The organism is Acidovorax sp. CCYZU-2555 (assembly GCF_018413525.1).
Classification (GTDB): Bacteria; Pseudomonadota; Gammaproteobacteria; order Burkholderiales; family Burkholderiaceae_C; genus Comamonas.
Genome location: NZ_JAHCDD010000051.1, coordinates 16,354 through 42,592 on the forward strand (window position 1 = coordinate 16,354; position 26,239 = coordinate 42,592).

Consider the following 26,239-nt stretch of genomic DNA (forward strand, 5'->3'; position numbering starts at 1 on the left):
ATCCAGGAGACAAAGAGACATGAGCCCCGCACAAATCCCGCTGACGCGAGCGCCCCCCATCCGGTGCCGGACCGCCATGGCAGCAACCTGTACACCACCGACGCGCAGTTCGCGCCCCTGTTGCAGCTGTACCTGCCTGAGGAAATCGACGCCCACCTGCAGCCCTATCTCACGCGCATGGGCGAACTCGCGGGCGGGCGCCTCGACGAGCTGGCGCTGCTCGCCGACAAGAATCCGCCGACGCTGGCCCACCGCACGCGCAGCGGACGGGACGTGCAACGTATCGACAAGCACCCGGCCTATGTGGAAATGGAACGTGTGGCCTATGGCGACTTCGGCCTGGCCATCATGTCGCACCGCGAAGGCGTGCTGGGCTGGGCCGGCAAGCTGCCGCCGCTGGCCAAGTACGCGCTGACCTATCTGTTCGTGCAGGCCGAGTTCGGCCTGTGCTGTCCGCTGTCTATGACCGATTCGCTGACGCGCACGCTGCGCAAGTTCGGCGCGCCCGAACTGGTCGGCAAGTACTGGGCCCAGCTCACGGCCACCGATTTCGCCGATCAGGCCCAGGGCGCGATGTTCATGACCGAACAGGCGGCCGGCTCCGACATCGCCAATACCCAGACGCTGGCCGCAAAGCATGCCGACGGCTCCTGGCGCCTGACCGGCGACAAATGGTTCTGCTCCAATCCCGACGCGGCTTTTGCAATGGTGCTGGCGCGCGTCGAGGGCGACCCGGCCGGCATGAAAGGCGTATCGCTGTTCCTGCTGCCGCGCACGCTCGACGACGGCAGCAGCAACCACTACCGCATCATCCGGCTCAAGGAAAAGCTGGGCACGCGCTCCATGGCCAGCGGCGAGATCCGCATCGATGGCGCCGTGGCGTATCTGGTGGGCGAGCAGGGCCGGGGCTTCGCCCAGATGGCCGACATGGTGAACAACTCGCGGCTGTCGAACGGCGTGCGCGCGGCCGGCATGATGCGCCGCGCGGTCGCCGAAGCCGAGTACATCGCCCAGCAGCGCCATGCCTTCGGCAAGGCCTTGCAGGACATGCCGCTGATGCGCCGCCAGCTCGACAAGCTGCGCATCCGCAGCGAGCAGGCGCGCACCATGGTGCTGCAGACCGCGCGGGCGCTGCAGCGCTCGGACGCGGGCGAGGCGGGCGGCTACGCGCTGCTGCGCATTCTCACGCCGCTGATCAAGTTCCGCGCCTGCCGCGACGCGCGCATGGTCACGGGCGACGCCATGGAAGTGCGCGGCGGCTGCGGCTATATCGAGGAATGGAGCGATCCGCGCCTGGTGCGCGACGCCCACCTGGGCTCGATCTGGGAAGGCACGAGCAACATCGTGGCGCTCGACGTGTTGCGCGCGATACGCCGCGAAGACGCGCTGACGGCCTTGCAGGCCCACGCGGCGCAGCTGCTCGCGCAGACCCAGGCCGCGCCCGCGTTCAAGCAGGCGCTGCAGGGAGCCTTCGACCGCGCTGGCGCGTTCGCCGCGGCGGCGGTAGATGCCAACGCCGACGGCGAACGCCTGGCGCGCACCGCGGCCTCGGCGCTCTACAACAGCTTCACGGCCATCGCCATGGCCTGGGAGGCGAGCCAGATCCGCAGTGCCGAACGCCTGCGCTGGGCGCAACTGGTGCTGGTGCACCGCGTGCTGCCGCGCGATCCGCTGCAGGAGATGGAAATTCCGCAAGCCTGGCTGCAGCCTGCATGAGGTTTGGGCGCAGCGCGAACCGCGCGCCATGACGACATCAATACAAAAAATGGAGACAGACAATGACCAAACGTAGATTCCTGCTGGCCTGTGCCCTGGCCTGCACGGCCGCCACACCCGCGCTGGCGCAAGGGGAGGTCTTCCCGTCCAAGCCTATCAACTTCGTCGTGCCGTTTCCGCCCGGTGGCCCCACGGACGCGATGGCGCGCACGCTGGCCGCGGCGCTGACCGAAGAGATCGGCCAGAGCGTGGTCGTCGAAAACAAGGCCGGCGCGGGCGGCAACATAGGCGCCGACGGCGTGGCGCGCGCCAAGCCCGATGGCTACACCATCATGTTCGGCACGTCGGGCCCGCTGGCCATCAACAAGAGCCTGTACAGCAAGATCTCCTACGATCCCGTGACCAGCTTCGCGCCCGTCATCCATGTGGGCTACCTGCCCAACATTCTCGTGGTCAACGCCAATGTCAAGGCCGGCAATCTCAAGGAGCTGATCGCGCTCGACAAGGCGAAACCGCAGAGCCTCAACTACGCGTCGTCGGGCAATGGCGCGTCGTCGCATCTCGCGGGCGTGCTGTTCAACAAGATGGCCGGCACCACGCTGCAGCATGTGCCCTACAAAGGCACGGGGCCGGCGCTCAACGACCTGCTTGCGGGCCAGGTGCAGATGAGTTTCACCGACATCCTCACGGCCATGCCCTATATCAAGGCCGGTCGGCTCAAGGCCATCGGCGTGGCGACCGAAAAGCGTTCGCAGGCCATGCCCGAGATCGCGTCCATCGCCGAGCAAGGCCTGCCGGGCTATGACGTGAGCGTGTTCTTCGGCGTGGTCGCGCCCGCGGGCACGCCGGCCGATCGCATCGCGAAACTCAACAGCGCTTTCATTCAGGCGCTGCAAAAGGAAAAAGTGCGCGCGAGCTTTGCGGCCCAGGGCCTGGAATCGGCGGCCGATCACACGCCCGAAGGCCTCACGCGCTTCATCAAGGCGGAAACAGCCAAGTGGAAGACCGTGGTCGATGCCTCGGGCGCGAAACTCGATTGAAGGCCGATACCATGGACACGACACAAGCCGCGCGCTCCGGCGCGCTTCAGGGCATACGCGTACTTGATCTCTCGCGCGTTCTGGGCGGCCCGCTGTGCGGGCAGATTCTGGGCGACCATGGCGCGGATGTGCTCAAGGTCGAGCCGCCGGGCGGCGACGACACGCGTGCCTGGGGCCCGCCGTTTCAGGACGGCGTGGCGTCGTACTACCACGGCCTGAACCGCAACAAGCGCATCCAGTTCCTCGATCTGGGTTCGGCCCAGGGCCAGGAAAAGGTGCTGGCGCTGATGGCCCAGGCCGATGTGCTGATCGAGAACTTCAAGATCGGCACGATGGAGAAGTGGGGCATAGGCTTTGCGCAGCTGCAGGCGCGCTTTCCGCGGCTGGTCTGGTGCCGTGTCAGCGGCTTCGGCGCGGACGGCCCGCTGGGCGCCTGGCCCGGCTATGACGCGGCGATCCAGGCGATGACCGGTCTGATGAGCGTCAACGGCGAGCGCGATGGCGGCCCCTTGCGCGTGGGTCTGCCGGTCGTCGACATGGTCACGGGAATGAATGCGGTGATAGGCGTGATGCTGGCCTTGCACGAGCGCCAGCGCAGCGGCCTGGGCCAGCTGGTGGACGCCGCGCTCTACGACAGCGGCATCTCGCTGCTGCACCCGCATGCGGCCAACTGGTTCATGGACGGCAAGACGCCCCAACGTTCGGGCAATGCCCACCCCAACATCGCGCCTTACGACGTGCTGCAGACGGCCACCATTCCGGTGTTCTTTGCCGTGGGCAACGACCGGCAGTTCAAGCTGCTGTGCGAGCACATAGGCTGTGCGCAATTGGTGCAGGACGCGCGCTTTGCCACGGCCGGTCAGCGCTCGGTGCACCGCGAGGCGCTCAAGCCCTTGCTCGAGCAGGCGCTGGCCGCCTTCGACGGCAGCGCGCTGGCCACGGAACTCATGGAAATCGGCGTGCCGGCCGCGCCGGTACAGGCCGTGGACGCGGCGCTGGAGCACCCGCATACGCTGCACCGCGGCCTGCGCGTGCAGATGCCGGGCTACCAGGGCGTGGGCTCGCCGATCAAGCTGTCGCGCACGCCCGCGACCTACCGCCATGCGCCGCTGACAGCGGGCGATCAGTTCGATTGACGTCGCCGGCTCAGAGCTTGCGCAGGCGCGCGAGCGCGGCGTGCAGCGTCGCGTCTTCCTTGGCGAAGCAAAAGCGCACCACGCGCTGGTCGAAGCCGTCGCCATAGAACGCCGACAGTGGAATCGCCGCCACGCCGATTTCGCGCACCAGCCACTGGCAGAAATCGGCTTCGCTCAGATCGCTCACGGCCGAAATGTCCACGCACTGGAAGAAGCTGCCGGTGCAGGGGAGCAGCTTCAGGCGCGAGTCGGCCAGGCCGGCGCGGAACAGGTCGCGCTTGGCCTGGTAGAACGCGGGCAGGCCCTGGTAGCGCGCGGGCTCGGCCAGGTAGCTGGCCAGGCCATGCTGCATGGGCGTGTTCACGGTGAACACGTTGAACTGGTGGACCTTGCGGAACTCGGCCATCAATGCCGCGGGCGCCGCGACGCTGCCGACCTTCCAGCCGGTCACGTGAAAAGTCTTGCCGAAGCTCGAATTGATGAATGCGCGCGCGGCCAGGCCGGGAAAGCGCGCCGCGCTCTGGTGCTCGGCGCCGTCGAACACCATGTGTTCGTAGACTTCGTCGCTGATCAGCAGCACGTCGGTGGGCGCGAGCAATTCCTCGAGCGTGCGCATCTCCTGGGCGGTCCATACCGTGGCGCTGGGGTTGTGCGGCGTGTTGATGATCAGCAGCCGGGTGCGCGGCGTGATCGCGGCCGCGATCTTCGCGAAGTCGGGGCGGAAGGTGCGCGGCGTGAGCGGCACGCGCACCGCGACGCCGCCGGCCAGCGCGATGTTGGGAATGTAGCTGTCGTAGCAGGGGTCCAGAACGATGACTTCATCGCCGGGGTGCACGCAGGCCAGGATGGCCGTGAGAATGCCTTGCGTCGCGCCCGCGGTGATGGTGATCTCGCTGTCGGGGTGGTAGACGCGCCCGTGCAGCGCCGCAATCTTGGTCGACACCGCCTGGCGCAGCGCGGGCACGCCGGGCATGGGCGGGTACTGGTTGTGGCCGGCGCGCATGGCCTGGTCCACGGCGTCGATCAGCGCCGGGTCGCAGGCGAAGTCGGGAAAGCCCTGGCCCAGGTTCACGGCCTGGTGCTCGGCGGCCAGGGCCGACATCACGCTGAAGATCGTGGTGCCCACGGCGGGCAGCTTGCTGGCGAAAAGGGGCGTACGGGGTGCGGATGCAGCAGGGGTAGAAGTCATGGTGCAGCAGGAAAAACATGAAGGCACCGCGGGCCGGTGCGCTGGTCGATCGGGGGGTGTTTACAGCTCGTAGTCGGCCACATGGCCGTTCATCGCGCGCACCACGAGGTCGCGGCTCAAACGGTCGCTGAGCAGTTCGGCGAACTTGTAGACGAAGTTGCGCATGTAGGCACCGCGCTTGAACGCGACACGTGCGACATTCTGGCCGAACAGGTGGCCCATGGGGCGCACCACGAGGTCGCCGGCCGGGTCGTCGCGCATCGCCATCTCGGCCACGATGCCAATGCCCAGGCCCAGGCGCACATAGGTCTTGATCACGTCGGAGTCTATGGCTTCGAGCACCACACGCGGCTGCATGCGGCGCGTGGCGAACGCCTGGTCGATCTTGCCGCGGCCGGTGAACGAAGGGTGATAGGTGATCAGCGATTCGTGCGCGATGTCGTCGAGCGAAATGCGCTCCTTCTGCGCCAGCGGATGATTGGGTGGAACGACCAGCACATGCTGCCATTCGTAGCAGGGCAGGGTCACGAGTTCGGGGTAATCGGCCAGCGATTCGGTCGCCATGCCGATTTCGGCGATTTCGTCGATCACCATGCGCGCGACTTCGGCGGGCGTCGCCTGGTGCAGGCTGATGTGCACCTTGGGGTAGATCTCGCGCAGCTTGGCGACCGACGGCGGCAGCACATAGCGCGCCTGCGTGTGGGTCGTGGCGATGCTCAGCGTGCCGCTGTCCTGGGCGCTGAACTGTTCACCGATGCGCTTGAGGTTGCCCACTTCGCGCATGATGAGTTCTATGCTTTGCAGCACATGCTGGCCCGGCTCGGTGATGCGCTTGAGGCGTTTGCCATGGCGCGCGAAAATATCGACGCCCAGCTCTTCCTCCAGCTCGATGATGGCTTTGGAGACCCCGGGCTGCGAGGTGTGCAACGCCTTCGCTGCCTCGGTGAGGTTGAGATTGCGGCGCGCGGCTTCTTGAACGAAGCGGAATTGATGCAGGTTCATAATGATTTCTGCTAAGAGCTTCCATCATTATGACGCATTTGTCTAACAAAAGCCGGCGAATTTGCGGCCTTGTGCTTGTTCCGCGCGTTATTCGGTGGCGATCTGCGCGAGCAGGGCCGTGACCCGCGGATCTTCGCCTACCGAAGCCTGCACTTCGACCTGCACGCCCGGATGGCGTGCCTGCAGCTCGGCCACCAGCCGCGGTATATCTTCGCGCGCATGCTTGCCCGTGCCCAGGAACATGGGCGTGATGCGCAGCTGGCGCACGCCCCGGGCGATCAGTTGATCGGCGGCCTGTGCCAGGCTGGGCTCGGTGAGTTCCAGGTAGGCGCAGCAGCAGGGCGACTGCGGCTGGGCGCGCTGCACGCGCGCCTGCACGGCTTCGATGGGCGCGCGCCACAGCGGATCGCGCGAGCCATGGCCCAGCAGGATCACGCCGAAAGAGGGGGAGTTTTCTGTTGTCATGGTCATCGCCTCAGTACCAGCCAGCTGAAGGCCCCGAGCGACAGCAGGCTGTAGATGAAGCCCGGCGCCGCGGCCGTGAGCCAGGGCGACCAGTTCTGCAGGTTGCCCGCGTAGCCGAACACGTTGTTCAGCAGGAAGAAGCTGATGCCGGCCATCACGCCGCCGAACACATAGCCCGCGATGCCGCCCGAGCGGAAATGCAGGTAGGCGAAGGGCAGGGCCAGCACCACCATCACCAGGCAGCTCAGGGGATAGAAAACCTTGCGCCAGAACTCGATTTCATAGCGCTGCGCCGACTGGCCGTTGGATTCGAGGTGGCGGATGTACTGGAACAGATCGAGCGTCGCCATGCGGTCGGGCTTGAGCAGCGAAGCCGCGACCATTTCCGCGCTGATGCGCGTGGGCCAGCTCAGCGAGTCTTCGCGCACGCGGTCTAGCCTGGCCTGGCCGGCTTCGACGACATAGGTGCTGCGCGTCACTTTGCGCAATTCCCAGGTATCGTCCTTGGCGCTCACCGCCGCGGCCTCGGCGCGCGTTTGCGACGCCATATGGCCCTGGGCGTCGAACTCGAAAATACGCACGCCCAGCAGCTCGCCATCGTTGCTCAGCGCATTGACGTTGACCGCGAACGAATGATCGCCCTGGCGTTCCTTGAGCCAGGCGCCGGTGGCTCCAGTCGACAATTTTCCCAACTGGGCGGCCTTGACGGTCTGCGCCAGGCGTTCGGCCGCGGGCGCGATGTAGTCGCCGACGGCAAACGTCAGCACCACGAAGCCCAGTCCCAGCACCAGCAGCGTGCGCAACGCCATCCAGGGGCCCATGCCGCTGGTGCGCATGATGGTGAACTCGGAGCTTTGCGCCAGCCGCGCCATGACGAAGATCGTGCCGATCAGCACGGTGATGGGCAGCAGTTCGTAAAGGTGGCTGGGCAGGCTCAGCAGCACGAACACCAGCGCATGCGAAGGCTTGTACAGGTCGCCGCCGGTGCGGCCGACCCAGCGCAGTTCGTCGATCAGATCGAAGAAGAAAAACAGGCCCAGAAAAGCCAGGGTCACGAAGGCGACGGCGGACAGCGCATCGCGGTAAATGAGTCTGCGCAAGACTTTCATTGCACGGATTCCTTGCGTCGGGCGGGCCACAGCGAGCGTATGGACCAGCGGTGGTGGCGCGCGAGCAGCACGCCCAGGGCGCACAGCAGCGTGCCGCCGTGCAGCAGCGCCAGAAAGCCCAGCGCGCTGATGCGGCCGGCGCCGACCCAGCTCTGCCCCAGGGTCATGAGGTTGTAGTAAACGATGAACGCAAACAGCGCAATCATCAGGCTGGAGCTGCTGCCCGCGCGCGGGTTCACGCTGGCCACGGCCAGGCCCAGCACGATGAAGTTGAGCGCCGCCAGCGGCAGGCCCAGGCGCCAGCCCATTTCGGCCTGGTAGGCCGGCAATGCGCTGCTCCACAGCGCGTGCGTGTACTGGCTGCGCGCCGATGCGTCTTCTTCGGCGCTCGACGTGCCCTCGCCCAGCTGCAGGCCGTATTCCTTGAATTCGCTGATCTTCACGCCCGGCGCATTGGTCTGCGTCTCCACGCGCTGACCGTCGCTCAGGATGACCGTGCGCTGGCCGTTTTCGACCACCAGGCGCGCGCTGCGTGCCGAGGTCACGGACTCCGCATGCGGCTCGTTGGTGACGATGAACACATTGCTCGCGGCGTCGGCGCCCGGCGTGTCCTTGTCGATGAAGAACACGCGCGAGCCGTCGGACGATTCCTGGAATTCACCCGGAGCGATGCGGTCGATGTCGCTGCGCTGCGAGTATTGCGATTTGAGTTGCTGCACCTGCTGGTTGGACCAGGGCCAGACCAGCGTGGCGAGCACGGCGATCACGGCCACGACCGGCCAGGCAAAGCGCAGCAGCGGTGGCAGAAACGACACCAGCCCGCGACCGCTCGCGAACCAGATGACCATTTCGCTGTCCCGGTACATGCGTGACAGAGACCCCACGACGGACACGAACAGGCTCAGCCCCAAAATAGTGGGCAACTGGCCCAATACCGTGAAGCCCATGACCATGATCACGTCAGAGGGATTGACATTGCCGCGGGATGCCTGGCCCAACGTGCGAATCAGCATCATGGTCATGACGACCGTGACCAACACCACCAAGGTGGCGCCAAAGCTGCGGGCCAGCTCTTTGCGTATGGATGAATCGAATAACATTGGCTGAAAGGAAAACGCCGATTATGAACTTTGATCTCAAGGCACTGACCATTGCGGCTGCCGCCAACGAAAAATGTGACCTGCTGGTGCTGCTCGTTGCCGAGCCCACGCCCGCTGCGTCCGACCCCCTGTCCTCGCTTGTGGCCCTGGCCCTCAAGAATGGCGATCTGCAGACCGAGGCCGGCAAATCATTGTCGCTCTACCATCTGCCCGCCATTGCCGCGCGCCGCGTACTGCTCGTGGGAGCCGGCGACGGCTCGGCCAAGGCAGTCCGCAAGGCCCTGGCTGCCGTGGGGCCGGCCTTGAGCGCTCCTGCGCTCAAGCGCGCTGTAGTGTGCTTCAGTTTTGATGTCCCTGCGCCGGCGCTGACTGCTGCCGTGCAGGCGCTCGCCGATGCGACCTATGTCTTCACCACCACCAAGCCCTCGGCCAAGCCTTGCAGCCTGGAAAAAGTGCTGCTGGGTGTGCCGTCCAAGGCCGCGCTGCAGTCCGCATTCGACGCCGGCGTGGCGCTGGCGCTGGGCCAGGGCCTGACGCGCGAATGGGCCAATCGCCCCGCCAACCACGCGACGCCCACGCTGCTCGCCGACGCCGCCAAGGCGCTGGCCAAACTGCCCGGCATCGAGTGCAAGATCCACGGCCCGGCCGAAGTCGCCAAGCTCGGCATGGGCGCGTTCCTCGCCGTGGCCCAGGGCTCGGCAGAGCCTTTGCGCCTGATCGAGCTGCATTACCAGGGCGCGGCCAAGGGCGATGCGCCCGTGGCGCTGGTGGGCAAGGGCATCACGTTCGACACCGGCGGCATTTCGCTCAAGCCCGCGGCTGAAATGGACGAGATGAAGTACGACATGGGCGGCGCGGCCAGCGTGCTGGGCGTGTTCCGTGCGCTTGCCGAACTGCGTCCCGCGATCAACGTCGTGGGCCTGATTCCCGCCTGCGAGAACATGCCCGATGGCCGCGCGGTCAAGCCCGGCGATGTGGTCACCAGCATGAGCGGCCAGACCATAGAAATTCTCAACACCGACGCCGAAGGCCGGCTGGTGCTGTGCGACGCGCTGACCTATGTCGCGCGCTTCAAGCCGCGCGCCGTGGTCGACATCGCAACGCTCACCGGCGCCTGCGTGGTCGCGCTGGGCGGGCTGCGCAGCGGCCTGTTCTCGAACAACGAAGAACTGGCCCAGGCGCTGCAGAACGCGGGCGACGAGGCCCAGGATCTGTGCTGGCGCATGCCGCTGGACGACGACTACGCCGAAGGCCTCAAGAGCAATTTTGCCGACATGGGCAACGTTGCCGGCCGTGCGGGCGGTGCCGTCACGGCGGCGAAGTTCCTGCAGCGCTTCGTGGGCGACATGGCCTGGGCGCATCTGGACATCGCGGGCTCGGCCTGGAAGGGCGGCGCTGCCAAGGGCTCCACGGGCCGTCCCGTGGGCCTGCTGGTGCACTACCTGCTCGAAGCCGCCAAGGCGGCTCCCGCGGCGGCCAAGGCGGCGAAGGTGGTCAAGGCCGTGAAGGCCGACAAGCCCGTGAAAACGGCCAAGCCCGCCAAGGCAGACAAGCCTGCGAAGGCGGCCAAGCTGCCGGCATCGGTCGACACCACGGCAGCGGTTGCCAAGACGATCGCGCCCGCGGCCGGCGCGCCCGATGCCGCGACCGATACGCTGCTTTGAGTGACGCCAGCGCTGTGACCATGACCGAAGTCGCCTTTCATTTCAACGCGCCCGACAAGCTGGCTTACGTCTGCCGGTTCGTGCGCAAGGCCTTGCGCAACGATGCGCGCGTGGTCGTGACCGGGCCTCCGGCGGTGACGCAGGCCTTGTCGCAGATGCTCTGGAAGCTGTCGCCGACCGACTTCCCGGCCCATGCCTGCGAAGGCGATGACGCGCAGGTGTTCGCGGCGTCGCCCGTGGTGCTGGTCCAGGACGAGCGCTGCGCGCCGCACCAGGACCTGCTGCTCAATCTCTGGGACAGCGTGCCGGCGCACTTCGCGCCGTTCGCGCGCGTGGTCGAGGTGGTGAGCGCGCATGACGAGCACGACCGGGCCCAGGCCCGGGTGCGCTGGAAGCACTATGCGGGTCTGGGTCTGAACATCGTGCGCCATGACTTGGTGCTGAAAGGGGCGTGATGGACTTGCCCAATGCCAAGGCGCCGCCGCGCTATGTGCCCACGTTGACCGATGTGGTGTCGGACCCGGCTTTCAGCGCCGAACCCGCGGCGCCGCCGCAGCCCGATCCCGCTGTGGCGCCCGCGCCCGTGGCGTGGAAAGAGCCGGCGTCGCCACCCGCACCTGCGCCCACTCCCCCGCCTGAACCCGCGCTGCCCGAGCCGCAGCCCGCTGCGCGCGTGGTGTATTCGCCTTCTCCCGCGACCGGCGCTGCCGCGCGTTTTCCGCTTGCAGAGACGGTGCTGCCCAGCCTTGCGGAGCAGGAACCCGAGCCCAGTCCCGAGCTCGATGCCGTCGCCTGGGCGCAAGTCCAGATGCAGGCCGAGGAGCGGCTGGTGCAGCGTCTGCTCGAACGCGTGGAGCGCGTGCTCGATCAGCGCCTGCGCGAGTCGATTGCGCAGGTGGTGCAGGAGCAGACGCGTTCCGTGACGCTGCGCCTGCAGGAAGAGCTTGAATCGGTGGTGCGCCAGACTGTGCAGGAAGCGATCGCGCAGGAGCGTGAGCCCGAGATCCGCACGGGCGCGTTCAGATCGCGCTAGAGGCATGAGGGCCGTGCGCGGCGGCCCGTGCCGCTGCGCGCGTGCTCAGCGCCCGACCAGTTGGTAGTCGGGGTTGACGATCTGCGTGGGCGTGCCCTGGATGAAATTCACGACATTCTCGAATGCCGCGCCGAAATACAGTTCATAGCTGTCCTGCTCGACATAGCCCAGGTGCGGCGTGCAGATGCAGTTCTCCATGCGCAGCAGCGCATGGCCTTGCAAGATGGGTTCGCTTTCGAAGACATCGATCGCGGCCATGCCGGGGCGACCGCGCTGCAGCGCGGCGACCAGGGCATCGGCCTCGATCAGCTCGGCGCGCGACGTATTGACCAGCAGCGCCGTGGGCTTCATGAGCGCCAGGTCGTTGAGGCCTATCATGTGCTCGGTGGCGTCGGTCAGCCGCAGATGCAGGCTCAGCACATCGCACTGTGCGAAAAACTCTTCACGCGTATTGGCTGCCTGGTAGCCATCGGCCAGGGCTTCGGCGCGCGACGCGTCGCGGCCCCAGATGCGCACGTTCATGCCGAAAGCGCGGCCGTAGCCGGCGACGATCTTGCCCACGCGGCCGTAGCCCCAGATGCCCAGCGTCTTGCCGCGCAGCACATTGCCCAGCGCAAAATTGGGCGGCATGGATGCCGCCTTGAAGCCGGATTGCTGCCAGGCGCCGTGCTTGAGGTTGGCAATGTACTGGGGCAGGCGGCGCATCGACGCCATGATCAGCGCCCAGGTCAGCTCCGCGGGGGCGACCGGCGAACTCACGCCTTCGGCGATCGCGATGCCATGGTCGGTACAGGCCTTGACGTCCACGTGGCTGCCGACCCGGCCGGTCTGGGCGATGAGCTTCAGGCGCGGCAGTTTTTCAATCAGTTGCCGCGTGATCGCGGTGCGGTCGCGGATCAGCACGATGATGTCGGCATCCCGCAGTCGCACCGACAACTGGCCCAGGCCCTTGACATTGTTGGTGTAGACCTTGGCGTTGAGCGCGTCCAGGCGGGAGGCGCAATGCAGCTTGCGTACAGCGTCTTGGTAGTCGTCCAAAATGACAATGTTCATGACGGGCTCCCAGCTCGTGGGCTTTGGGTAGGTAGGTGCAACTCAAGCATGTGCCTGTGCGTGGCAGGCGTGCCTGGGACAGAAAAGAGGATTGTGGACAGCGTCGTCGGCTGTACACCATGCTTACGCCAGGCAAGCCTCATGCATGCACCATTGTCCCGCATGCACAAACGAGCATGCGTCGGTGATGCAGGGCGTGCAGCGCGAATACCGAGTTTGATTGTTACAGATTACACTGTTATGTATCAAGCTGTATATCCTGCAAGGAATATACGGCCTGTGCGCGCGCATGGCCCGCTCAGGGTTCGGTACCGTACTGGCTGCGGAAGGCGGCGTCGAGATCGGCGCAGTCCTTGGCGGTCAGGTCGGGCCGCTTGCGGTCTTCGGGCGCGCGTGCGACTTCCTTGTTGCAGACCTTGATGGCTTCGCGCGCCACCCACTGGTTGCTGCTTTCGGGCGTCGACAGCATTGAACCCACCACCATCAAAACCGCAAACGCGCCGACGGGCAGGCCGATGAGCCAGGGAACGAGACGGCTGCGCGGCGCGGGCGCGACCTTCTGCGAGTCAGCGGCCGAAGCAAAAGTGGAGGGCGTTTTTCCGCACGCGCCGCAGGGCGAAGTGCTATCGGTCAGCGTATGACCGCAGAAAGGGCATGAAAGCGTGGACATGGCCCATTATGGGCGCAGGTGCGCGGCATGCGCACCTCGGCGCGGCTTGGTGGTCGTCAGCCGGTGGCGTGCACATGCTTGCGGCGGTTGGTCCACGAGTCGACGATCAATCGTTGTCCCATCTCGTTGGCACAGCGCAAATGCAACAAGATGCTGCCGCCCTTGCCGTCATAGCGTACACCCGATGAGGTCAGGGGCTGGCCGCATGAGAAGCAGGCAAAGCCATGTTCATGGCTCTCCAGGGGCAGGTCGACGATGCAGGTCATATCAGCGATGTAGGTCATGTTCTGGATATCGGCGGGTGTCGCGGCGACTGTAGGACAAGATGTAATCGGCGTTCCACGATGCATGTTTTGGGCGGCATGGACTGACATGCCTGCACGGTAGCTGCTCGCCCATGTCGGGCCAGACCCATCTTCCATAGGGTCACTTGCGGCCGCGCTGTGCCCGGGCACGCGCACCGATAGAATTGCCGCGGGACAATGCGCCCCGGTCTGCACTTGCCAGGCCGGATTGTCAGCCCTGCGGGGCTCGTCTGCGCATGCTCCGTTTCGGCCCTGGCGCCGCGCTCGCGCCTCGCGCAATGCATACAGCGCGGGTTTTTTTATGAAGAGCGTTCAGATATTTCAGACAATCTTGAAATCTCCGGGTGGCAGCCCTGCAGGCCGCTGCCCGGCGCACATGACAAGAGCGAGTGATGACTAGCCAGCCCCTTTACGATTTGGAACCCCTGCTGCATTTGATGCTGATCGGTGCGGTGATCGCGCTCGCACCGCTGGCCTGGGTCTGGTTTCGCAATCGCCAGCATGGCCCGGCCGAGCGCCTGCTCGCGCTCAGCGTGTTCACGCTGTTCCTGACGTTCGACCTGGTGATGTTCGGGGCGTTCACGCGGCTCACCGACTCGGGTCTGGGCTGCCCCGACTGGCCGGGCTGCTATGGCAACGCCAGCCCGCTGGGCGCGCATGTGGAGATCACCGCCGCGCAGACCGCCATGCCCACCGGCCCTGTGACCCATGGCAAGGCCTGGGTCGAAATGATTCACCGCTACCTGGCCACGGGCGTGGGCGTGCTGATCATCGCGTTGACGCTGATGAGCTGGCGCCTGGCGCGCAAGACGCCGCTGTCGGCGGGCCGCAGCCCCTGGTGGCCCACGGCCAGCCTGGTCTGGGTCTGCATCCAGGGCGCGTTCGGCGCGCTGACCGTGACCGAGAAACTGTTTCCCGCCATCGTCACGCTGCATCTGCTGGGCGGCACGGTGCTGCTGGCGCTGCTGTGCGTGCCCGCGGTCGCCCATGGCCTGGCAGTGCAAGGCCGTGTGCCCGAAGCCATTCCTCGCTGGCTGCGCCGCGCGCTGGTCGCGGGCCTGGCGCTGGTGACGCTGCAGGTTGCGCTCGGCGGCTGGGTCAGTACCAACTACGCGGTGCTGGCCTGCACTACCTTCCCCACTTGCCAAGGCAGTTGGTGGCCGGCGATGAATTTCTCCCAGGCGTTCGAGATCTGGCGCCCGCTGGGCCTGCTGCAGGACGGCAGCCACCTCGATTTCGAGGCCCTGACCGCCATCCATTACCTGCACCGGCTCGCCGCCTATGTGGTGGCCGCGGCCCTGGTCGCGCTGCTGCTAGCGTTGCGCCGCGCCCAGGCGCTGACGCGCCAGCGCCGCTGGCTCGGCGGCCTGCTGCTGCTGCAGGTGATGACCGGACTGTCGAACGTCTTATTTGATTGGCCCCTGATTGCCGCCGTGCTGCACACTGGAGGCGCCGCGGCGCTGGTGGGCGTACTGGTCTGGAGTCTTGCGACCAGCCGCACTTCGCGCGCCGACATGGATCAGCGCCGCTCCCTTTCCAAGAAAGCCATCGCTCGCGCATGACTACCGACACCCTGTCCTCCGCTTCACGGATTGCCCAGTTCTATGCCTTGACCAAGCCGCGGGTGGTGCAGCTGATTGTCTTTTGCGCCCTCATCGGCATGGTGCTGGCCGTGCCCGGCTGGCCGTCGGGCGCGCAGTGGCTGAAAATGGCCGTTTCCTGCGCCGGCATCTGGCTGGTCGCGGCCGCGGCCGCGGCGTTCAACTGCCTGGTCGAAAAGCATATCGACGCGCGCATGCAGCGCACCTCATGGCGGCCCACGGCGCGCGGCGAGCTGTCGAGCTCGCATGCGCTGGTGTTCTCGGCCGCGCTGTGCAGCCTGGGCGCGGCCATCCTGTTCATAGGCACCAATCCGCTGACGATGTGGCTCACGCTCGCGACCTTCGTCGGCTATGCGGTGATCTACACCGTGGTGCTCAAGCCGCGCACGCCGCAGAACATCGTGATCGGCGGCGCCTCGGGCGCGATGCCGCCGGTGCTGGGCTGGGCCGCAATGACGGGCCAGGTCGGGCCCGAAGCGCTGATCCTGTTCCTGATCATCTTCCTCTGGACGCCGCCGCATTTCTGGGCGCTGGCGCTGTACCGCGTCGAAGACTATCGCAAGTCGGGCCTGCCCATGCTGCCCGTGACCCATGGCAGCGAATACACGCGGCTGCAGATCCTGCTGTACACGGTGGTGCTGTTCGCGGCCTGCCTGCTGCCGTTCATCTACGGCATGAGCTCCTGGCTCTACCTGTTCGCGGCCGTGGTGCTGGGCGCGGGCTTTTGCGCCTATGCCTGGCGCCTGCGCCGCAACTATTCAGATGCGCTGGCGTGGCGCACCTTCAAGTTCTCGCTGGTGCATCTGAGCCTGCTGTTCGCGGCGTTGCTGGTGGATCATTACCTGTTCTTCTGACCATCGCAGGGCCGGCGCGGATCTTGAGCGGCTCGTTTTCATGCCTTGAGCGCAGGCCGTTCATCCTTCGACGGGCTCAGGACGAACGGGGGTCGAGGCCCGCTGTTTCTTTTTGATGCCTTGCGAGACTTTGTCTCGCTTACCCCGCTCGGGGGCCCGGCCATTCGCTATTTGTGCGGACAGCGCTGAGTCGGCACCCCGCATCGCAAAAAATCTATTTGACCTGGCGCTTTTCCAGCTTGCGCGCCAGCGTGCGGCGGTGCATGCCCAGGCGGCGCGCGGCTTCGGAGATGTTGAAGCCGCTTTCGGCCAGCGTCTCGTGGATATGTTCCCATTCGACAGTCTTGATCGAGCTGGTCTGCTGCGTGAGTTCGACTTCGGTGTCGCCCGCGATGCGCCCGAATGCGGCTTCGATGTCGTCGGTGTTCGACGGCTTGGCCAGGTAGTGGCAAGCGCCGAGCTTGACGGCTTCCACGGCCGTCGCAATGCTCGCATAGCCCGTGAGCACCACGATCAGCGCCTGGGGGTTGTGCTCGTGCAGCATTTGAATGCAGTTGAGTCCCGACGTATTGCCCGCGAGCTTCAAGTCCATGACCGCATAGCCGGGGCGGTGCTCCTGCAGCAGCAGCTTGACTTCGTCGGCGCTGGCCGCGCTCAGCACCAGGTAGCCGCGGCGCTCGAACGAGCGCGCGAGGGTGCGCGCGAACGCGGCGTCGTCTTCAACCAGCAGCAGCAGGCGTGGGTCCATGGTCTGTATCTCCTAAGGTGATGGACGACAGCGGAAACTCGATGCGCACTTCCGCGCCGCCGTCGTCGCGGTTGCGCGCCGATGCCGTGCCGTCCAGCGAGCGCGCGACATTCGTCACCAGGAACAGGCCCACACCGCGGCCGGCGCGATCCGTCTTGTTCGATTGCTGGTATTTGCCGAAGTTGCGCAATATTTCGGGCGCGAAGCCCGTGCCGCGGTCGAGTACGGTGATCACCAGTTGCTCGTTTTCGCAGCGCAGGCGCAGCTCGACTTCGTCGGCCGAGGCTTCCAGTGCATTGTCCAGCACATTGCAGATCATCTGCTGCAGTGCGGTATCGGAAATGATCGCCATATCCTGGGCGATGCCATTGTTGTAGCGAAAACGCCCCGGGTGGTGGGTTTCCTGCCACTGCGCGATCAGCCGGTCCATGAAGCGAAAGAGGGTGGTCGGCTTGGGCGCGTCGGCGCGTGCTTCGCCGGCCGACAGCAGCACGTTGGTGACGATGCTCTTGCAGCGCAGCAGCTGCTGGCGCATCTCGTCGAGGTCCTGCAGCAGTTCGGGGTGGCGCGCGATCTCGGGAATGCGCTGCCAGTCGCCCAGGATCACCGACATGGTCGCCAGCGGCGTGCCCAGCTCATGGGCCGCGCCCGTGGCCAGCAGGCCCATGCGCACGATATGTTCCTCTTCGCTGGCGCGCTGGCGCATGTCGGCCAGGCGCGAGTCGCGCCGGCGCAGGTTGCCGACGATGCGCGTGAGAAAGATCACCAGCAGCACCGTGGTCAGCGCAAAACAGGTCAGCAGGCCGATGACGTAGAGGTTGTTGTGCGGCTGCACGGCCAGCGGGCGCGATGAACCCGCGAGATCGATCACGCACAGCGTGGTGATGGCCGCAATCACCCAGGTGTAGGCCGGCGACAGCAGCACGGCGCTCAGGATGGCCTGCAGCAGGAACAGATAGATGAAGGGGTTGCTCGCGCCGCCGCTGAGGTAGAGCTGCACGGCGAGCGCGGCCACGTCCGCGAGCAGCGCGCAGAACAGACCCAGGCTGGTGACATTGCGCCGGCGCCATTTGAACCAATACAGGTAGCCGAGGTTGGTGACGATCAGCGCCATCAGCACGGCCGTCATTTCGGGCAGCGGCAGCGGGATGTCGAGGCCGTAATGCACGAGGGCGATCGTGATCACCTGGCCCACCACGGCGAGCCAGCGCAGCTGTATCAGCAGCTGCATGTTCTTGCGTTCGGTGGTGAGGTCGACCTGCGAAAGCGGGTCCATGGAGCGAGGGCGAAGGGGGCGATTCACCGCTGCGATTTTGCCGCAAGCGGTGAATCGGCCGGCCTACAAGGTCTTGTGCGCGGCTGCGGCGCGGCGCTTTTCCCAGCGCACCACCACCACGGCAGCGACCAGCACCATCAAGGCCATGCCATACCAGGTCAGTGCATAGACCAGGTGGCTGTTGTGGAACGCGATCACCGTCATGCCCGGGCGCGGCCAGGTCTCGGCGGCCACGGGCTGTCCGGGGCGGCCGGCGTCGATGAAGTAGGGCGCCGCCTTGTCGAGGCCCTGCGCCGCGGCAATGCCCGCGACATCGCGCGAATACCAGCGCTGTTGCTGGGAATCATTGTCGCGCAGAAAGCCGCCACCGGGTTCGGTCATGCGCAGCAGGCCCGTGACCGTCTGCACGGGTGCGTCGGCGACTGGCGCGCTGTCCTGCGGCAGCCAGGCCTGGCGTTCGCTGGTAGGCACGAAGCCGCGGTTGATCAGCGTCTGGCTGCCGTCGTCGGCCTGCAGCGGCGTGACGACCCAGAAGCCCGCGCCGAGTTCGGTGACGGCCTGGGTCAGCACGGTCTTGTGCGCCAGGAAACGCCCGGACAGCGTGACCGGCAGGTATTCATACTGCTGCGCCGTGACCTGCGGCCATTGCGCAGGCGCGGGTGCGGCCACGGCATCGGCGCGCACGCGTTCGGTGACGCGATCGATCAGTTCCAGCTTCCAGGCACGGCGCTGCAGCTGCCAGCTGCCCAGTGCCAGGAACGAAACAAACAAGGCCACGCCCAACAGTGCGAGCATGGCCTTGAGCAGAACAGAACGCGGGCCCGAAGGCCCGGCGTTCAGCGCATGGGGACGAGCGGAGGTCAAGACTGCGGAGCAGTAATGGCGGCCGGCGCGTCGTGGTCGTGGTGCGGCATCATGTTGGCGTTCATGTGGAACATGACCCAAAGCGTGCCCGACAGTGCGATCACGACGAAGATCACGGTGAAGATCGTCGACAGCAGCGTCCAGCCGGCTTCGACCTTGCTGTTCATGTGCAGGAAGTAGTACATGTGCACCAGGATCTGGATGATCGCGAACGCGCCGAGCACCAGCACGGCGGTGCTGCGGCCTTCGATGACCTTGGCCATGATCAGCCAGAACGGGATCGCCGTCAGGATGATCGACAGCACGAAGCCCGTCATGTAGCCGGAGAAGGTGCTGTGCGGACCAGCGTCGTGGTGGTGGTCGTCATGCGCGTCGTGCGCGTGGCCGGCGTGGATGTCGTGTGCGCTCATTACAGCACTCCCATCAGGTAGACAAAGGTGAAGACGCCGATCCAGACCACGTCCAGAAAGTGCCAGAACATCGACAGGCACATCAGGCGGCGGTTGTTCTCGTTCGTCAGGCCGTGCTTGTTGATCTGCAGCATCAGCACGACCAGCCAGATCAGGCCGAAGGTGACGTGCAGGCCGTGCGTGCCGACCAGCGTGAAGAACGACGACAGGAAGGCGCTGCGGCCCGGGCCCGCGCCCTCGTGCAGCAGGTGCGAGAACTCATAGAGTTCCAGACCCAGGAAGCACAGGCCCAGCACGCCGGTGATGGCCAGCCAGCCCAGCGTGGCCGAAACCTTGCCTTGTTGCTTCTTGAGCATAGCGAAGCCGAAGGTGATCGACGACAACAGCAGGAAAGCCGTGTTCATCGCCACCAGCGGCAGGTCGAACAGGTCGGCGCCGGTCGGGCCGGCGGCGTAGTTGCGGCCCAGCACGCCGTAGGTGGCGAACAGGGCAGCGAAGATGAGGCAATCGCTCATCAGGTAGAGCCAGAAGCCCAGCGCCGTGCCGTTGGCCACGTGCGGTTCTTCGGCCAGGTGGTAGTCGCGGGGTTCAATGGCGCCAGCGGCGCCAGCGTTCATGCGGAGTTCAGACATTGCGGGCAAGCAGTTCAGTGCGGGCATCTTCAGTCGCAGCAACTTCGGATGCTGGAATGTAGAAATCGCGCTTGTAGTTGAAGGTATGGATGATCGAGATCAGCACCACGGCGGCGAACGACACGCCGGCCACCAGCCACATGTGCCAGATCATCGCGAAGCCGAACAGCGTGGCGACCATGGCGATCACGAAGCCTGCGCCGGTGTTCTTGGGCATGTGCAGCGACTTGAAGCCCGCGAGCGGACGCTTGTAGCCGTGCTTCTTCATGTCCCACCAGGCGTCAATTTCGTAGACCTTGGGGGTCATGGCGAAGTTGTAGTCAGGCGTGGGCGATGCGGTCGACCATTCCAGCGTACGGCCATCCCATGGATCGCCAGTGACGTCGCGCAGGGCTTCGCGGTTGCGGAAGCTGACCCACAGTTGCATCAGGAACGCAGCGATACCGCCGGCGACGATCAGCACGCCGAAGAACGAGATGTACAGCCAGACGTTGTACGAAGCGTCTTCGAACACGTTGACGCGGCGCGTCGCGCCCATCAGGCCCAGCACGTACAGCGGAGTGAACGTGACCCAGAAGCCGACCAGCCAGCACCAGAAGCAGACCTTGCCCCAGAACTCGTCGAGCGTGTAGCCGAAAGCCTTGGGGAACCAGTAGTTGATGGCAGCGAACAGACCGAACACCACGCCGCCGATGATGACGTTGTGGAAGTGAGCGATCAGGAACAGGCTGTTGTGCAGCACGAAGTCGGCTGGGGGAACGGCCAGCAGAACGCCGGTCATGCCGCCCACGGCGAACGTGGCCATGAAGCCCACGGTCCACATCATGGGGACGGTGAAGCGGATGCGGCCCTTGTACATGGTGAACAGCCAGTTGAAGATCTTCGCCCCGGTCGGGATGGAGATGATCATCGTGGTGATGCCGAAGAACGAGTTCACACTCGCGCCCGAGCCCATGGTGAAGAAGTGGTGCAGCCAGACCAGGTAGGACAGGATGGTGATGGCGACCGTGGCGTACACCATCGAGGTGTAGCCGAACAGGCGCTTGCGGCTGAACGTGGCGGTGATTTCCGAGAACACGCCGAAGGCCGGCAGGATCAGGATGTAAACCTCGGGGTGGCCCCAGATCCAGATCAGGTTCACGTACAGCATGGCGTTGCCGCCCATGTCGTTGGTGAAGAAGTGCGTGCCCAGGTAGCGGTCAAGCGACAGCAGCAGCAGCGTGGCGGTCAGCACGGGGAACGAGGCGACGATCAGCGCGTTGGTGCACAGCGAGGTCCAGACGAACACCGGCATCTTCATCAGCGTCATGCCGGGAGCGCGCATCTTGATGATGGTCACCAGCAGGTTGATACCCGACAGCGTGGTGCCCACACCCGCGATCTGCAGCGACCAGATGTAGTAGTCGAGACCGACGCCCTCGGGGTTGTGGCCGAGGTTGGACAGCGCGAGCCAGCCCGAAGTCGAGAACTCACCGATGAACAGCGACACCATCACCAGGATGGCACCGGCGGTGGTCATCCAGAAGCTGAAGTTGTTCAGGAACGGGAAGGCCACGTCGCGCGCGCCGATCTGCAGCGGCACGACATAGTTCATCAGACCCGTGACCAAGGCCATGGCCACGAAGAAAATCATGATCGTGCCGTGGGCCGTGAACACCTGGTCGTAATGGTGCGGCGGTAGGAAACCCAGCCCGTCGACCGTGGCCGCGGCCTGTTGCGCACGCATCATCAGCGCATCGGCGAAGCCGCGCAGCAGCATGACGATGCCCAGGATCATGTACATGATCCCGATCTTCTTGTGATCGATACTGCAGATCCAGTCACGCCACAGCATGCCCCAGAGCTTGAAGCGGGTCAGCAGCGCGAGCACCGCAAGGCCGCCGAGCACCACTCCCGCGAAGGTCGCGAGGAGAATCGGCTCGTGCAGCGGTATCGATTCCCAGCTCAACCGTCCGAAGATCAGTCGGGCTGCATCAAATTGTTCAGACATAAAAGGTCTCTTGTGAGGCGTACAGCAGACCGCGAGGGCCTGCTGCACGCCGAATTGCTTATTGCTGGATGACGGCGGGGGAGGCCACGCCGGGTTCCAGGGCTGCCGTGATCTTGTCGGCGTCTTCGGTCGTGCAGATGTCGGCGGTCAGGTTCAGGCCCTTGGCGCGTGCATAGGACTCGCCGCCTGCCTTGTCGATGGCCATCATGGTGTGCATGCACATCTGGCCTTCTTCGACGCAGCGGTTGAGCACCGTGTGGTAGAGCTTGGGGTCGACAATGCCGAAGCGCTCGACCGGGTTGCGCTCGCTGGGCGTGGCCAGGGCGAGGTAGGTCTCGCGGTTCAGCGCCTTGCCTTCGGTCTTGGCCTTGGCGATCCAGTCGGCGAAGCCTTCGTTGCTCAGGCCGTGGAACTTGAACGTCATGCCCGAGAAGCCTGCGCCGCTGTAATGCGAGGACATGCCCTTGTAGACGCCTTCCTTGTTGATCACGGCGTTCAGTTCGGTCTGCATGCCGGGCATGGCATAGATCATGCCGGCCAGGTCAGGCACGTAGAACGCGTTCATCGTGGTGGTCGACGTCAGCTTGAAGTGGATGGGGCGGTCGATGGGCGCGGCCAGTTCGTTGACCGTGGCAATGCCTTGTTCCGGGTAGAAGAACAGCCATTTCCAGTCCATGGCCACGACTTCGACGGTCAGCGGCTTGACATCGGCAGCCAGCGGGCGCTGGGCATCGATGCGGTCCAGAGGACGATAGGGATCGAGCTTGTGGGTGCTGATCCAGGTGATCGCACCAAGGATGATCACGATGATCAGGGGAGCGGTCCAGATGATCAGTTCGAGCTTGGTCGAATGGTGAAAGTCTGGATCGTATTCGGCTTCGGTGTTCGACTGGCGGTATTTCCAGGCGAAGAAGAACGTCAGCAGAATCACCGGAACGATGATGATCAGCATCAGCAAGGTGGCCAGTACGACCAGGTCGCCTTGCTGCGAGGCGATATCGCCTGCGGGGTTGAGAACTACGGCTTTGCTGCAGCCGCTGAGAGCGGCGACAAGCGCAGTAGCTGTGAGCCACGCAGGCCCACGGATTTCCTTGGATTGAAGCATGTCATGGGCGCGCCAGAGCGCGCTTAGGTGTAAACGTGAGATTGGAACCAGCGTAAATGTAATAAAAAGGAGCAAATTGTCGATTGGACATTTTGTCCCACGTCAATACGTGGGTGTATTGCGCCATTCTTGGTAGATCAGCGGATTTCGTTGTAGGCGGGTAGGCCGAACCGATGTCGGCGGGCTTGAAGTCCGCCGGAGTGAGGGGGCTGGCGGTAGCCGGGCTGTAGTTTTTGGCTGACGCGCGCAGGCGCCAAAGCCGTACCGGGCCCGGGTGTTGACCAGCGTAGAAAGAGCTAGTCATTGAATGGGAGCATCTCTATGAGCGCAACCGGTTACACAGCATTGTCTGCAGGGGGCCGCGAAAGCCCCGAAGCACTTTCCCGTGCCGATACGGACGAAGAGGTCAGCCCTGGTGATATCGCGGTCGGGGTGATCATCGGTCGATCGTCCGAGTACTTCGATTTCTTTGTGTTCGGTATCGCCTGCGTGCTGGTCTTCCCCGCACTGCTGTTCCCCTCCTTTTCACGCCTTGACGGCACGCTGGCTTCGTTTGCCATCTTCTCGCTGGCCTTCATTGCCAGGCCGTTCGGCACGGCCATCTCCATGGCGGTGCAGCGGCGCTGGGGGCGCGCCACCAAGCTGACGCTGGCGCTGTTCCTGCTGGGTACCAGTACCGTGGGCATGGCTTTCCTGCCCGGCTACGAGAGCCTGGGCGCCTGGGCCATCGTGCTGTTCGCCGTGCTGCGCATAGGCCAGGGCCTGGCGCTGGGCGGTTCCTGGGACGGCCTGCCGTCGCTGCTGGCGATTTCCGCGCCACGCGAGCGCCGCGGCTGGTATTCCATGCTGGGGCAGCTGGGCGCGCCCGTGGGCTTCTTCATGGCCGCAGGACTGTTCGCCTACGTCTACGACCATACGACCTCGAAAGAATTCCTGTCCTGGGGCTGGCGCTACACATTCTTCGTGGCGTTCGCGATCAACGTCGTCGCGCTGTTCGCACGCCTGCGCCTGGTCGTCGGTCAGTCGTATTCGCACCTGCTGCACCAAAATGAACTGGAGCCGGTGAAGGCCTCCGAAGTGGTGGGTACCGAAGGCCGCAACGTCGTCATCGGCGCGTTCGCGGCGCTGGCCAGCTTCGCGCTGTTCCACCTGGTGACCATCTTCCCGCTGTCCTATATCGAGATCTACTCCGAGCAACCCGTGGTCGACGTGCTGCGGGTGCAGATGCTGGGCGCGGCCCTGGCCTGCGTCGCGATGGTGGGTTCGGGCTGGCTCGCCGACCGCTTCGGCCGGCGCAACACGCTGGGCACCATGGCCGCGCTGATCTGCGTGTTCAGCTTTGTCGGTCCCGGCCTGCTGGGCAATGGCCAGGGCGGCAACAATGCCTTCCTGATCATCGGCTTCATCCTGCTGGGCCTGTCCTACGGCCAGGCGTCGGGCACGGTCACGGCCAACTTCACGCCGCGCTACCGCTACACCGGTGCAGCGTTGTCGGCCGATATGGCCTGGCTGGTCGGTGCGGCTTTCGCGCCACTGGTGGCACTCGCGGTGTCGGCCCGCTTCGGCCTGTTCGGCCTGGGCATCTACCTGCTGTCGGGCGGCATCTGCACGCTGGCGGCGCTGGCGATCAACCGCGCGATTGAAGCGCGGGACTGAGTCTCTCCTGGTGGCCGGCCGCGTGCCGGTCGGCCATTTACCAGGGGGCGTTGGGTTTGGGGCTCCACAGCGGGCTGCACAAATCTATAATGGAAGATTGTCCCGCTGCACAGCGGCGCGCCTTTTCATGCAAGCGTGCAGGCGCTGCGCACTTCCAAACCATACGCCATGAGCCAACCCACTTTTTCCGTTGCCGAAATCAGGAAGTCGTTTCTGGACTTCTTTGCCTCCAAGGGCCACACCATCGTGCCTTCGAGCTCGCTGGTGCCGGGCAACGACCCGACGCTGATGTTCACCAATTCGGGCATGGTGCAGTTCAAGGACGTGTTCCTCGGCACGGACAAGCGCCCCTATACGCGCGCCACGTCGGTCCAGGCCTGCCTGCGCGCCGGCGGCAAGCACAATGACCTCGAGAACGTGGGCTACACGGCCCGCCACCACACGTTCTTCGAAATGCTGGGCAACTGGTCGTTCGGCGACTACTTCAAGCGCGAATCGCTCAAGTGGGCCTGGGAGTTGCTGACCGAAGTCTACAAGCTGCCCAAGGAACGCCTGCTGGCCACCGTGTACGAGGAAGACGACGAAGCCTACGACATCTGGACCAAGGAAATCGGCCTGCCGCCCGAGCGCGTGATCCGCATCGGCGACAACAAGGGCGGCCGCTACAAGTCCGACAACTTCTGGATGATGGCCGACACCGGCCCTTGCGGCCCCTGCTCGGAAATCTTCTACGACCACGGCGACCACATTCCCGGCGGCCCTCCGGGCAGCCCCGATGAAGACGGCGACCGTTTCATCGAAATCTGGAACAACGTGTTCATGCAGTTCGACATGGACGAGCAGGGCCGCATCACCAAGCTGCCCGCGCCCTGCGTCGACACCGGCATGGGCCTGGAGCGCCTCGCTGCCATCCTGCAGCATGTGCACAGCAATTACGAGATCGACCTGTTCGCGGCGCTGATCAAGGCCGCCGGCCGTGAAACCCATATCGAAGACCTGAGCACGCCTTCGCTCAAGGTGATCGCCGACCATATCCGCGCCACCTCGTTCCTGGTCAGCGACGGCGTGATCCCGTCGAACGAAGGCCGCGGCTATGTGCAGCGGCGCATCGTGCGCCGCGCCATCCGCCACGGCTACAAGCTGGGTCAGAAGACGCCGTTCTTCCACAAGCTGGTCAAGGACCTCGTGGCCGTGATGGGCGATGCCTATCCCCAGCTGCGCGAACAGGAAGCGCGCATCACCGAAGTGCTCAAGGCCGAGGAAGAACGCTTCTTCGAGACCCTGGCCAACGGCATGGAAATCCTCGACAGCGCGCTCGCGGGCGACGTCAAGGTGCTGCCCGGCGACGTGGCGTTCAAGCTGCACGACACCTATGGCTTCCCGCTCGACCTGTCGAATGACGTGGCGCGCGAACGCGGCCTGAGCGTCGATGAAGCCGGCTTCCGCGCGGCGATGGAAGAGCAGAAGAACAAGGCGCGTGCCGCCGGCAAGTTCAAGATGGACCGCGCGCTCGAATACGCGGGCGCGGCCAATGCCTTCACCGGCTACACCCAGCTCGCAACGCCGGCCAAGGTGCTGGCGCTGTATGCCGACGGCACCAGCGTGCAGTCGCTGGCCGCGG

At 65.1% G+C, this 26,239-nt stretch carries 25 protein-coding genes; 10 read left to right on the forward strand and 15 right to left on the reverse strand.

Features of this window, described 5'->3' with window-relative positions; all coding sequences use genetic code 11:
• The 3 genes from KHY18_RS17540 (at position 1) to KHY18_RS17550 (ending at position 3,892) form a co-directional block, all read left to right on the forward strand.
• Positions 1–1,716, forward strand: a complete 1,716-nt coding sequence (locus KHY18_RS17540) for an acyl-CoA dehydrogenase family protein (RefSeq protein ID WP_213302748.1) — start codon at positions 1–3, stop codon at positions 1,714–1,716.
• 62 nt (positions 1,717–1,778) lie between these two features.
• Complete coding sequence (locus KHY18_RS17545) at positions 1,779–2,756, forward strand: Bug family tripartite tricarboxylate transporter substrate binding protein (RefSeq protein ID WP_213302676.1); 978 nt, start codon at positions 1,779–1,781, stop codon at positions 2,754–2,756.
• A gap of 11 nt (positions 2,757–2,767) precedes the next feature.
• Positions 2,768–3,892 (forward strand): CaiB/BaiF CoA transferase family protein, encoded by a 1,125-nt coding sequence (locus KHY18_RS17550; RefSeq protein WP_213302679.1) that lies wholly within the window; start codon positions 2,768–2,770, stop codon positions 3,890–3,892.
• Between the two features lie 10 nt (positions 3,893–3,902).
• Here KHY18_RS17550 and KHY18_RS17555 read toward each other — a convergent pair whose 3' ends face one another.
• From KHY18_RS17555 to lptF, 5 genes are all read right to left on the reverse strand, one after another.
• Positions 3,903–5,081, reverse strand: a complete 1,179-nt coding sequence (locus KHY18_RS17555) for a pyridoxal phosphate-dependent aminotransferase (protein WP_213302682.1) — start codon at positions 5,079–5,081, stop codon at positions 3,903–3,905.
• Between the two features lie 60 nt (positions 5,082–5,141).
• On the reverse strand, positions 5,142–6,083 hold the full coding sequence (locus KHY18_RS17560; RefSeq protein ID WP_213302685.1) for a CysB family HTH-type transcriptional regulator: 942 nt from the start codon (positions 6,081–6,083) through the stop codon (positions 5,142–5,144).
• A gap of 87 nt (positions 6,084–6,170) precedes the next feature.
• Positions 6,171–6,554, reverse strand: a complete 384-nt coding sequence (locus KHY18_RS17565) for a CbiX/SirB N-terminal domain-containing protein (protein WP_213302690.1) — start codon at positions 6,552–6,554, stop codon at positions 6,171–6,173.
• Entirely contained in the window at positions 6,551–7,657 is a 1,107-nt protein-coding gene (lptG, locus tag KHY18_RS17570; RefSeq protein ID WP_213302693.1) for an LPS export ABC transporter permease LptG, read from the reverse strand. Before lptG ends, KHY18_RS17565 begins: the two co-directional genes overlap by 4 nt.
• Positions 7,654–8,757, reverse strand: a complete 1,104-nt coding sequence (gene lptF / locus KHY18_RS17575; protein WP_213302696.1) for an LPS export ABC transporter permease LptF — start codon at positions 8,755–8,757, stop codon at positions 7,654–7,656. The genes lptG and lptF overlap by 4 nt, the downstream gene beginning before the upstream one ends.
• A gap of 23 nt (positions 8,758–8,780) precedes the next feature.
• On the opposite strand from lptF, the gene KHY18_RS17580 reads away from it, so the two are divergent.
• The 3 genes from KHY18_RS17580 to KHY18_RS27280 are packed head-to-tail and all read left to right on the forward strand — an operon-like array spanning position 8,781 to position 11,454.
• Positions 8,781–10,421 (forward strand): leucyl aminopeptidase, encoded by a 1,641-nt coding sequence (locus KHY18_RS17580; RefSeq protein WP_213302699.1) that lies wholly within the window; start codon positions 8,781–8,783, stop codon positions 10,419–10,421.
• Between the two features lie 20 nt (positions 10,422–10,441).
• Positions 10,442–10,876 (forward strand): DNA polymerase III subunit chi, encoded by a 435-nt coding sequence (locus KHY18_RS17585; RefSeq protein WP_213302702.1) that lies wholly within the window; start codon positions 10,442–10,444, stop codon positions 10,874–10,876.
• Positions 10,876–11,454: a hypothetical protein gene (locus tag KHY18_RS27280; RefSeq protein ID WP_213302705.1), complete on the forward strand. Its 579-nt coding sequence runs from the start codon at positions 10,876–10,878 to the stop codon at positions 11,452–11,454. Before KHY18_RS17585 ends, KHY18_RS27280 begins: the two co-directional genes overlap by 1 nt.
• Before the next feature lie 45 nt (positions 11,455–11,499).
• Here the strand turns inward: KHY18_RS27280 and KHY18_RS17595 are convergent, their stop codons facing one another.
• The 3 genes from KHY18_RS17595 to KHY18_RS17605 form a co-directional block, all read right to left on the reverse strand.
• A complete protein-coding gene (locus KHY18_RS17595) occupies positions 11,500–12,507 on the reverse strand; it encodes a D-2-hydroxyacid dehydrogenase family protein (RefSeq protein WP_213302707.1) in 1,008 nt (335 codons plus the stop codon).
• A 298-nt stretch (positions 12,508–12,805) separates the two neighbouring features.
• Positions 12,806–13,177 carry a hypothetical protein gene (locus KHY18_RS17600; RefSeq protein WP_213302710.1) on the reverse strand — a complete coding sequence of 124 codons (372 nt, stop codon included), beginning with the start codon at positions 13,175–13,177 and terminating at the stop codon, positions 12,806–12,808.
• A 56-nt stretch (positions 13,178–13,233) separates the two neighbouring features.
• Positions 13,234–13,461 (reverse strand): hypothetical protein, encoded by a 228-nt coding sequence (locus tag KHY18_RS17605; RefSeq protein ID WP_213302712.1) that lies wholly within the window; start codon positions 13,459–13,461, stop codon positions 13,234–13,236.
• Positions 13,462–13,874: 413 nt separating this feature from the next.
• On the opposite strand from KHY18_RS17605, the gene KHY18_RS17610 reads away from it, so the two are divergent.
• Positions 13,875–15,044 (forward strand): COX15/CtaA family protein, encoded by a 1,170-nt coding sequence (locus KHY18_RS17610; protein WP_213302715.1) that lies wholly within the window; start codon positions 13,875–13,877, stop codon positions 15,042–15,044.
• Entirely contained in the window at positions 15,041–15,937 is an 897-nt protein-coding gene (gene cyoE / locus KHY18_RS17615; RefSeq protein ID WP_213302718.1) for a heme o synthase, read from the forward strand. The genes KHY18_RS17610 and cyoE overlap by 4 nt, the downstream gene beginning before the upstream one ends.
• Before the next feature lie 214 nt (positions 15,938–16,151).
• Here the strand turns inward: cyoE and KHY18_RS17620 are convergent, their stop codons facing one another.
• The 7 genes from KHY18_RS17620 to cyoA all read right to left on the reverse strand — a co-directional run bounded on the left by KHY18_RS17620 (position 16,152) and on the right by cyoA (position 22,962).
• Entirely contained in the window at positions 16,152–16,685 is a 534-nt protein-coding gene (locus tag KHY18_RS17620; protein ID WP_213302721.1) for a response regulator transcription factor, read from the reverse strand.
• Positions 16,657–17,961, reverse strand: a complete 1,305-nt coding sequence (locus KHY18_RS17625) for an ATP-binding protein (RefSeq protein WP_249729199.1) — start codon at positions 17,959–17,961, stop codon at positions 16,657–16,659. The genes KHY18_RS17620 and KHY18_RS17625 overlap by 29 nt, the downstream gene beginning before the upstream one ends.
• Positions 17,962–18,024: 63 nt before the next feature.
• Positions 18,025–18,756, reverse strand: coding sequence for an SURF1 family protein (locus tag KHY18_RS17630; protein WP_213302754.1), 732 nt, complete (start codon positions 18,754–18,756; stop codon positions 18,025–18,027).
• 65 nt (positions 18,757–18,821) lie between these two features.
• Positions 18,822–19,235: a cytochrome o ubiquinol oxidase subunit IV gene (gene cyoD, locus KHY18_RS17635; protein ID WP_213302724.1), complete on the reverse strand. Its 414-nt coding sequence runs from the start codon at positions 19,233–19,235 to the stop codon at positions 18,822–18,824.
• Complete coding sequence (cyoC, locus tag KHY18_RS17640) at positions 19,235–19,867, reverse strand: cytochrome o ubiquinol oxidase subunit III (RefSeq protein ID WP_213302727.1); 633 nt, start codon at positions 19,865–19,867, stop codon at positions 19,235–19,237. Before cyoC ends, cyoD begins: the two co-directional genes overlap by 1 nt.
• A complete protein-coding gene (cyoB, locus tag KHY18_RS17645) occupies positions 19,860–21,857 on the reverse strand; it encodes a cytochrome o ubiquinol oxidase subunit I (RefSeq protein ID WP_213302730.1) in 1,998 nt (665 codons plus the stop codon). Before cyoB ends, cyoC begins: the two co-directional genes overlap by 8 nt.
• 58 nt (positions 21,858–21,915) lie before the next feature.
• Positions 21,916–22,962, reverse strand: coding sequence for a ubiquinol oxidase subunit II (gene cyoA / locus KHY18_RS17650; protein WP_213302733.1), 1,047 nt, complete (start codon positions 22,960–22,962; stop codon positions 21,916–21,918).
• A gap of 321 nt (positions 22,963–23,283) precedes the next feature.
• Between cyoA and KHY18_RS17655 the strand changes: the two genes are divergently transcribed.
• Together KHY18_RS17655 and alaS are read left to right on the forward strand one after the other, a co-directional pair.
• Positions 23,284–24,618, forward strand: a complete 1,335-nt coding sequence (locus tag KHY18_RS17655; RefSeq protein WP_213302736.1) for an MFS transporter — start codon at positions 23,284–23,286, stop codon at positions 24,616–24,618.
• A 168-nt stretch (positions 24,619–24,786) separates the two neighbouring features.
• On the forward strand, positions 24,787–26,239 hold a 1,453-nt coding region (alaS, locus tag KHY18_RS17660; RefSeq protein ID WP_213302739.1), incomplete at its 3' end, for an alanine--tRNA ligase.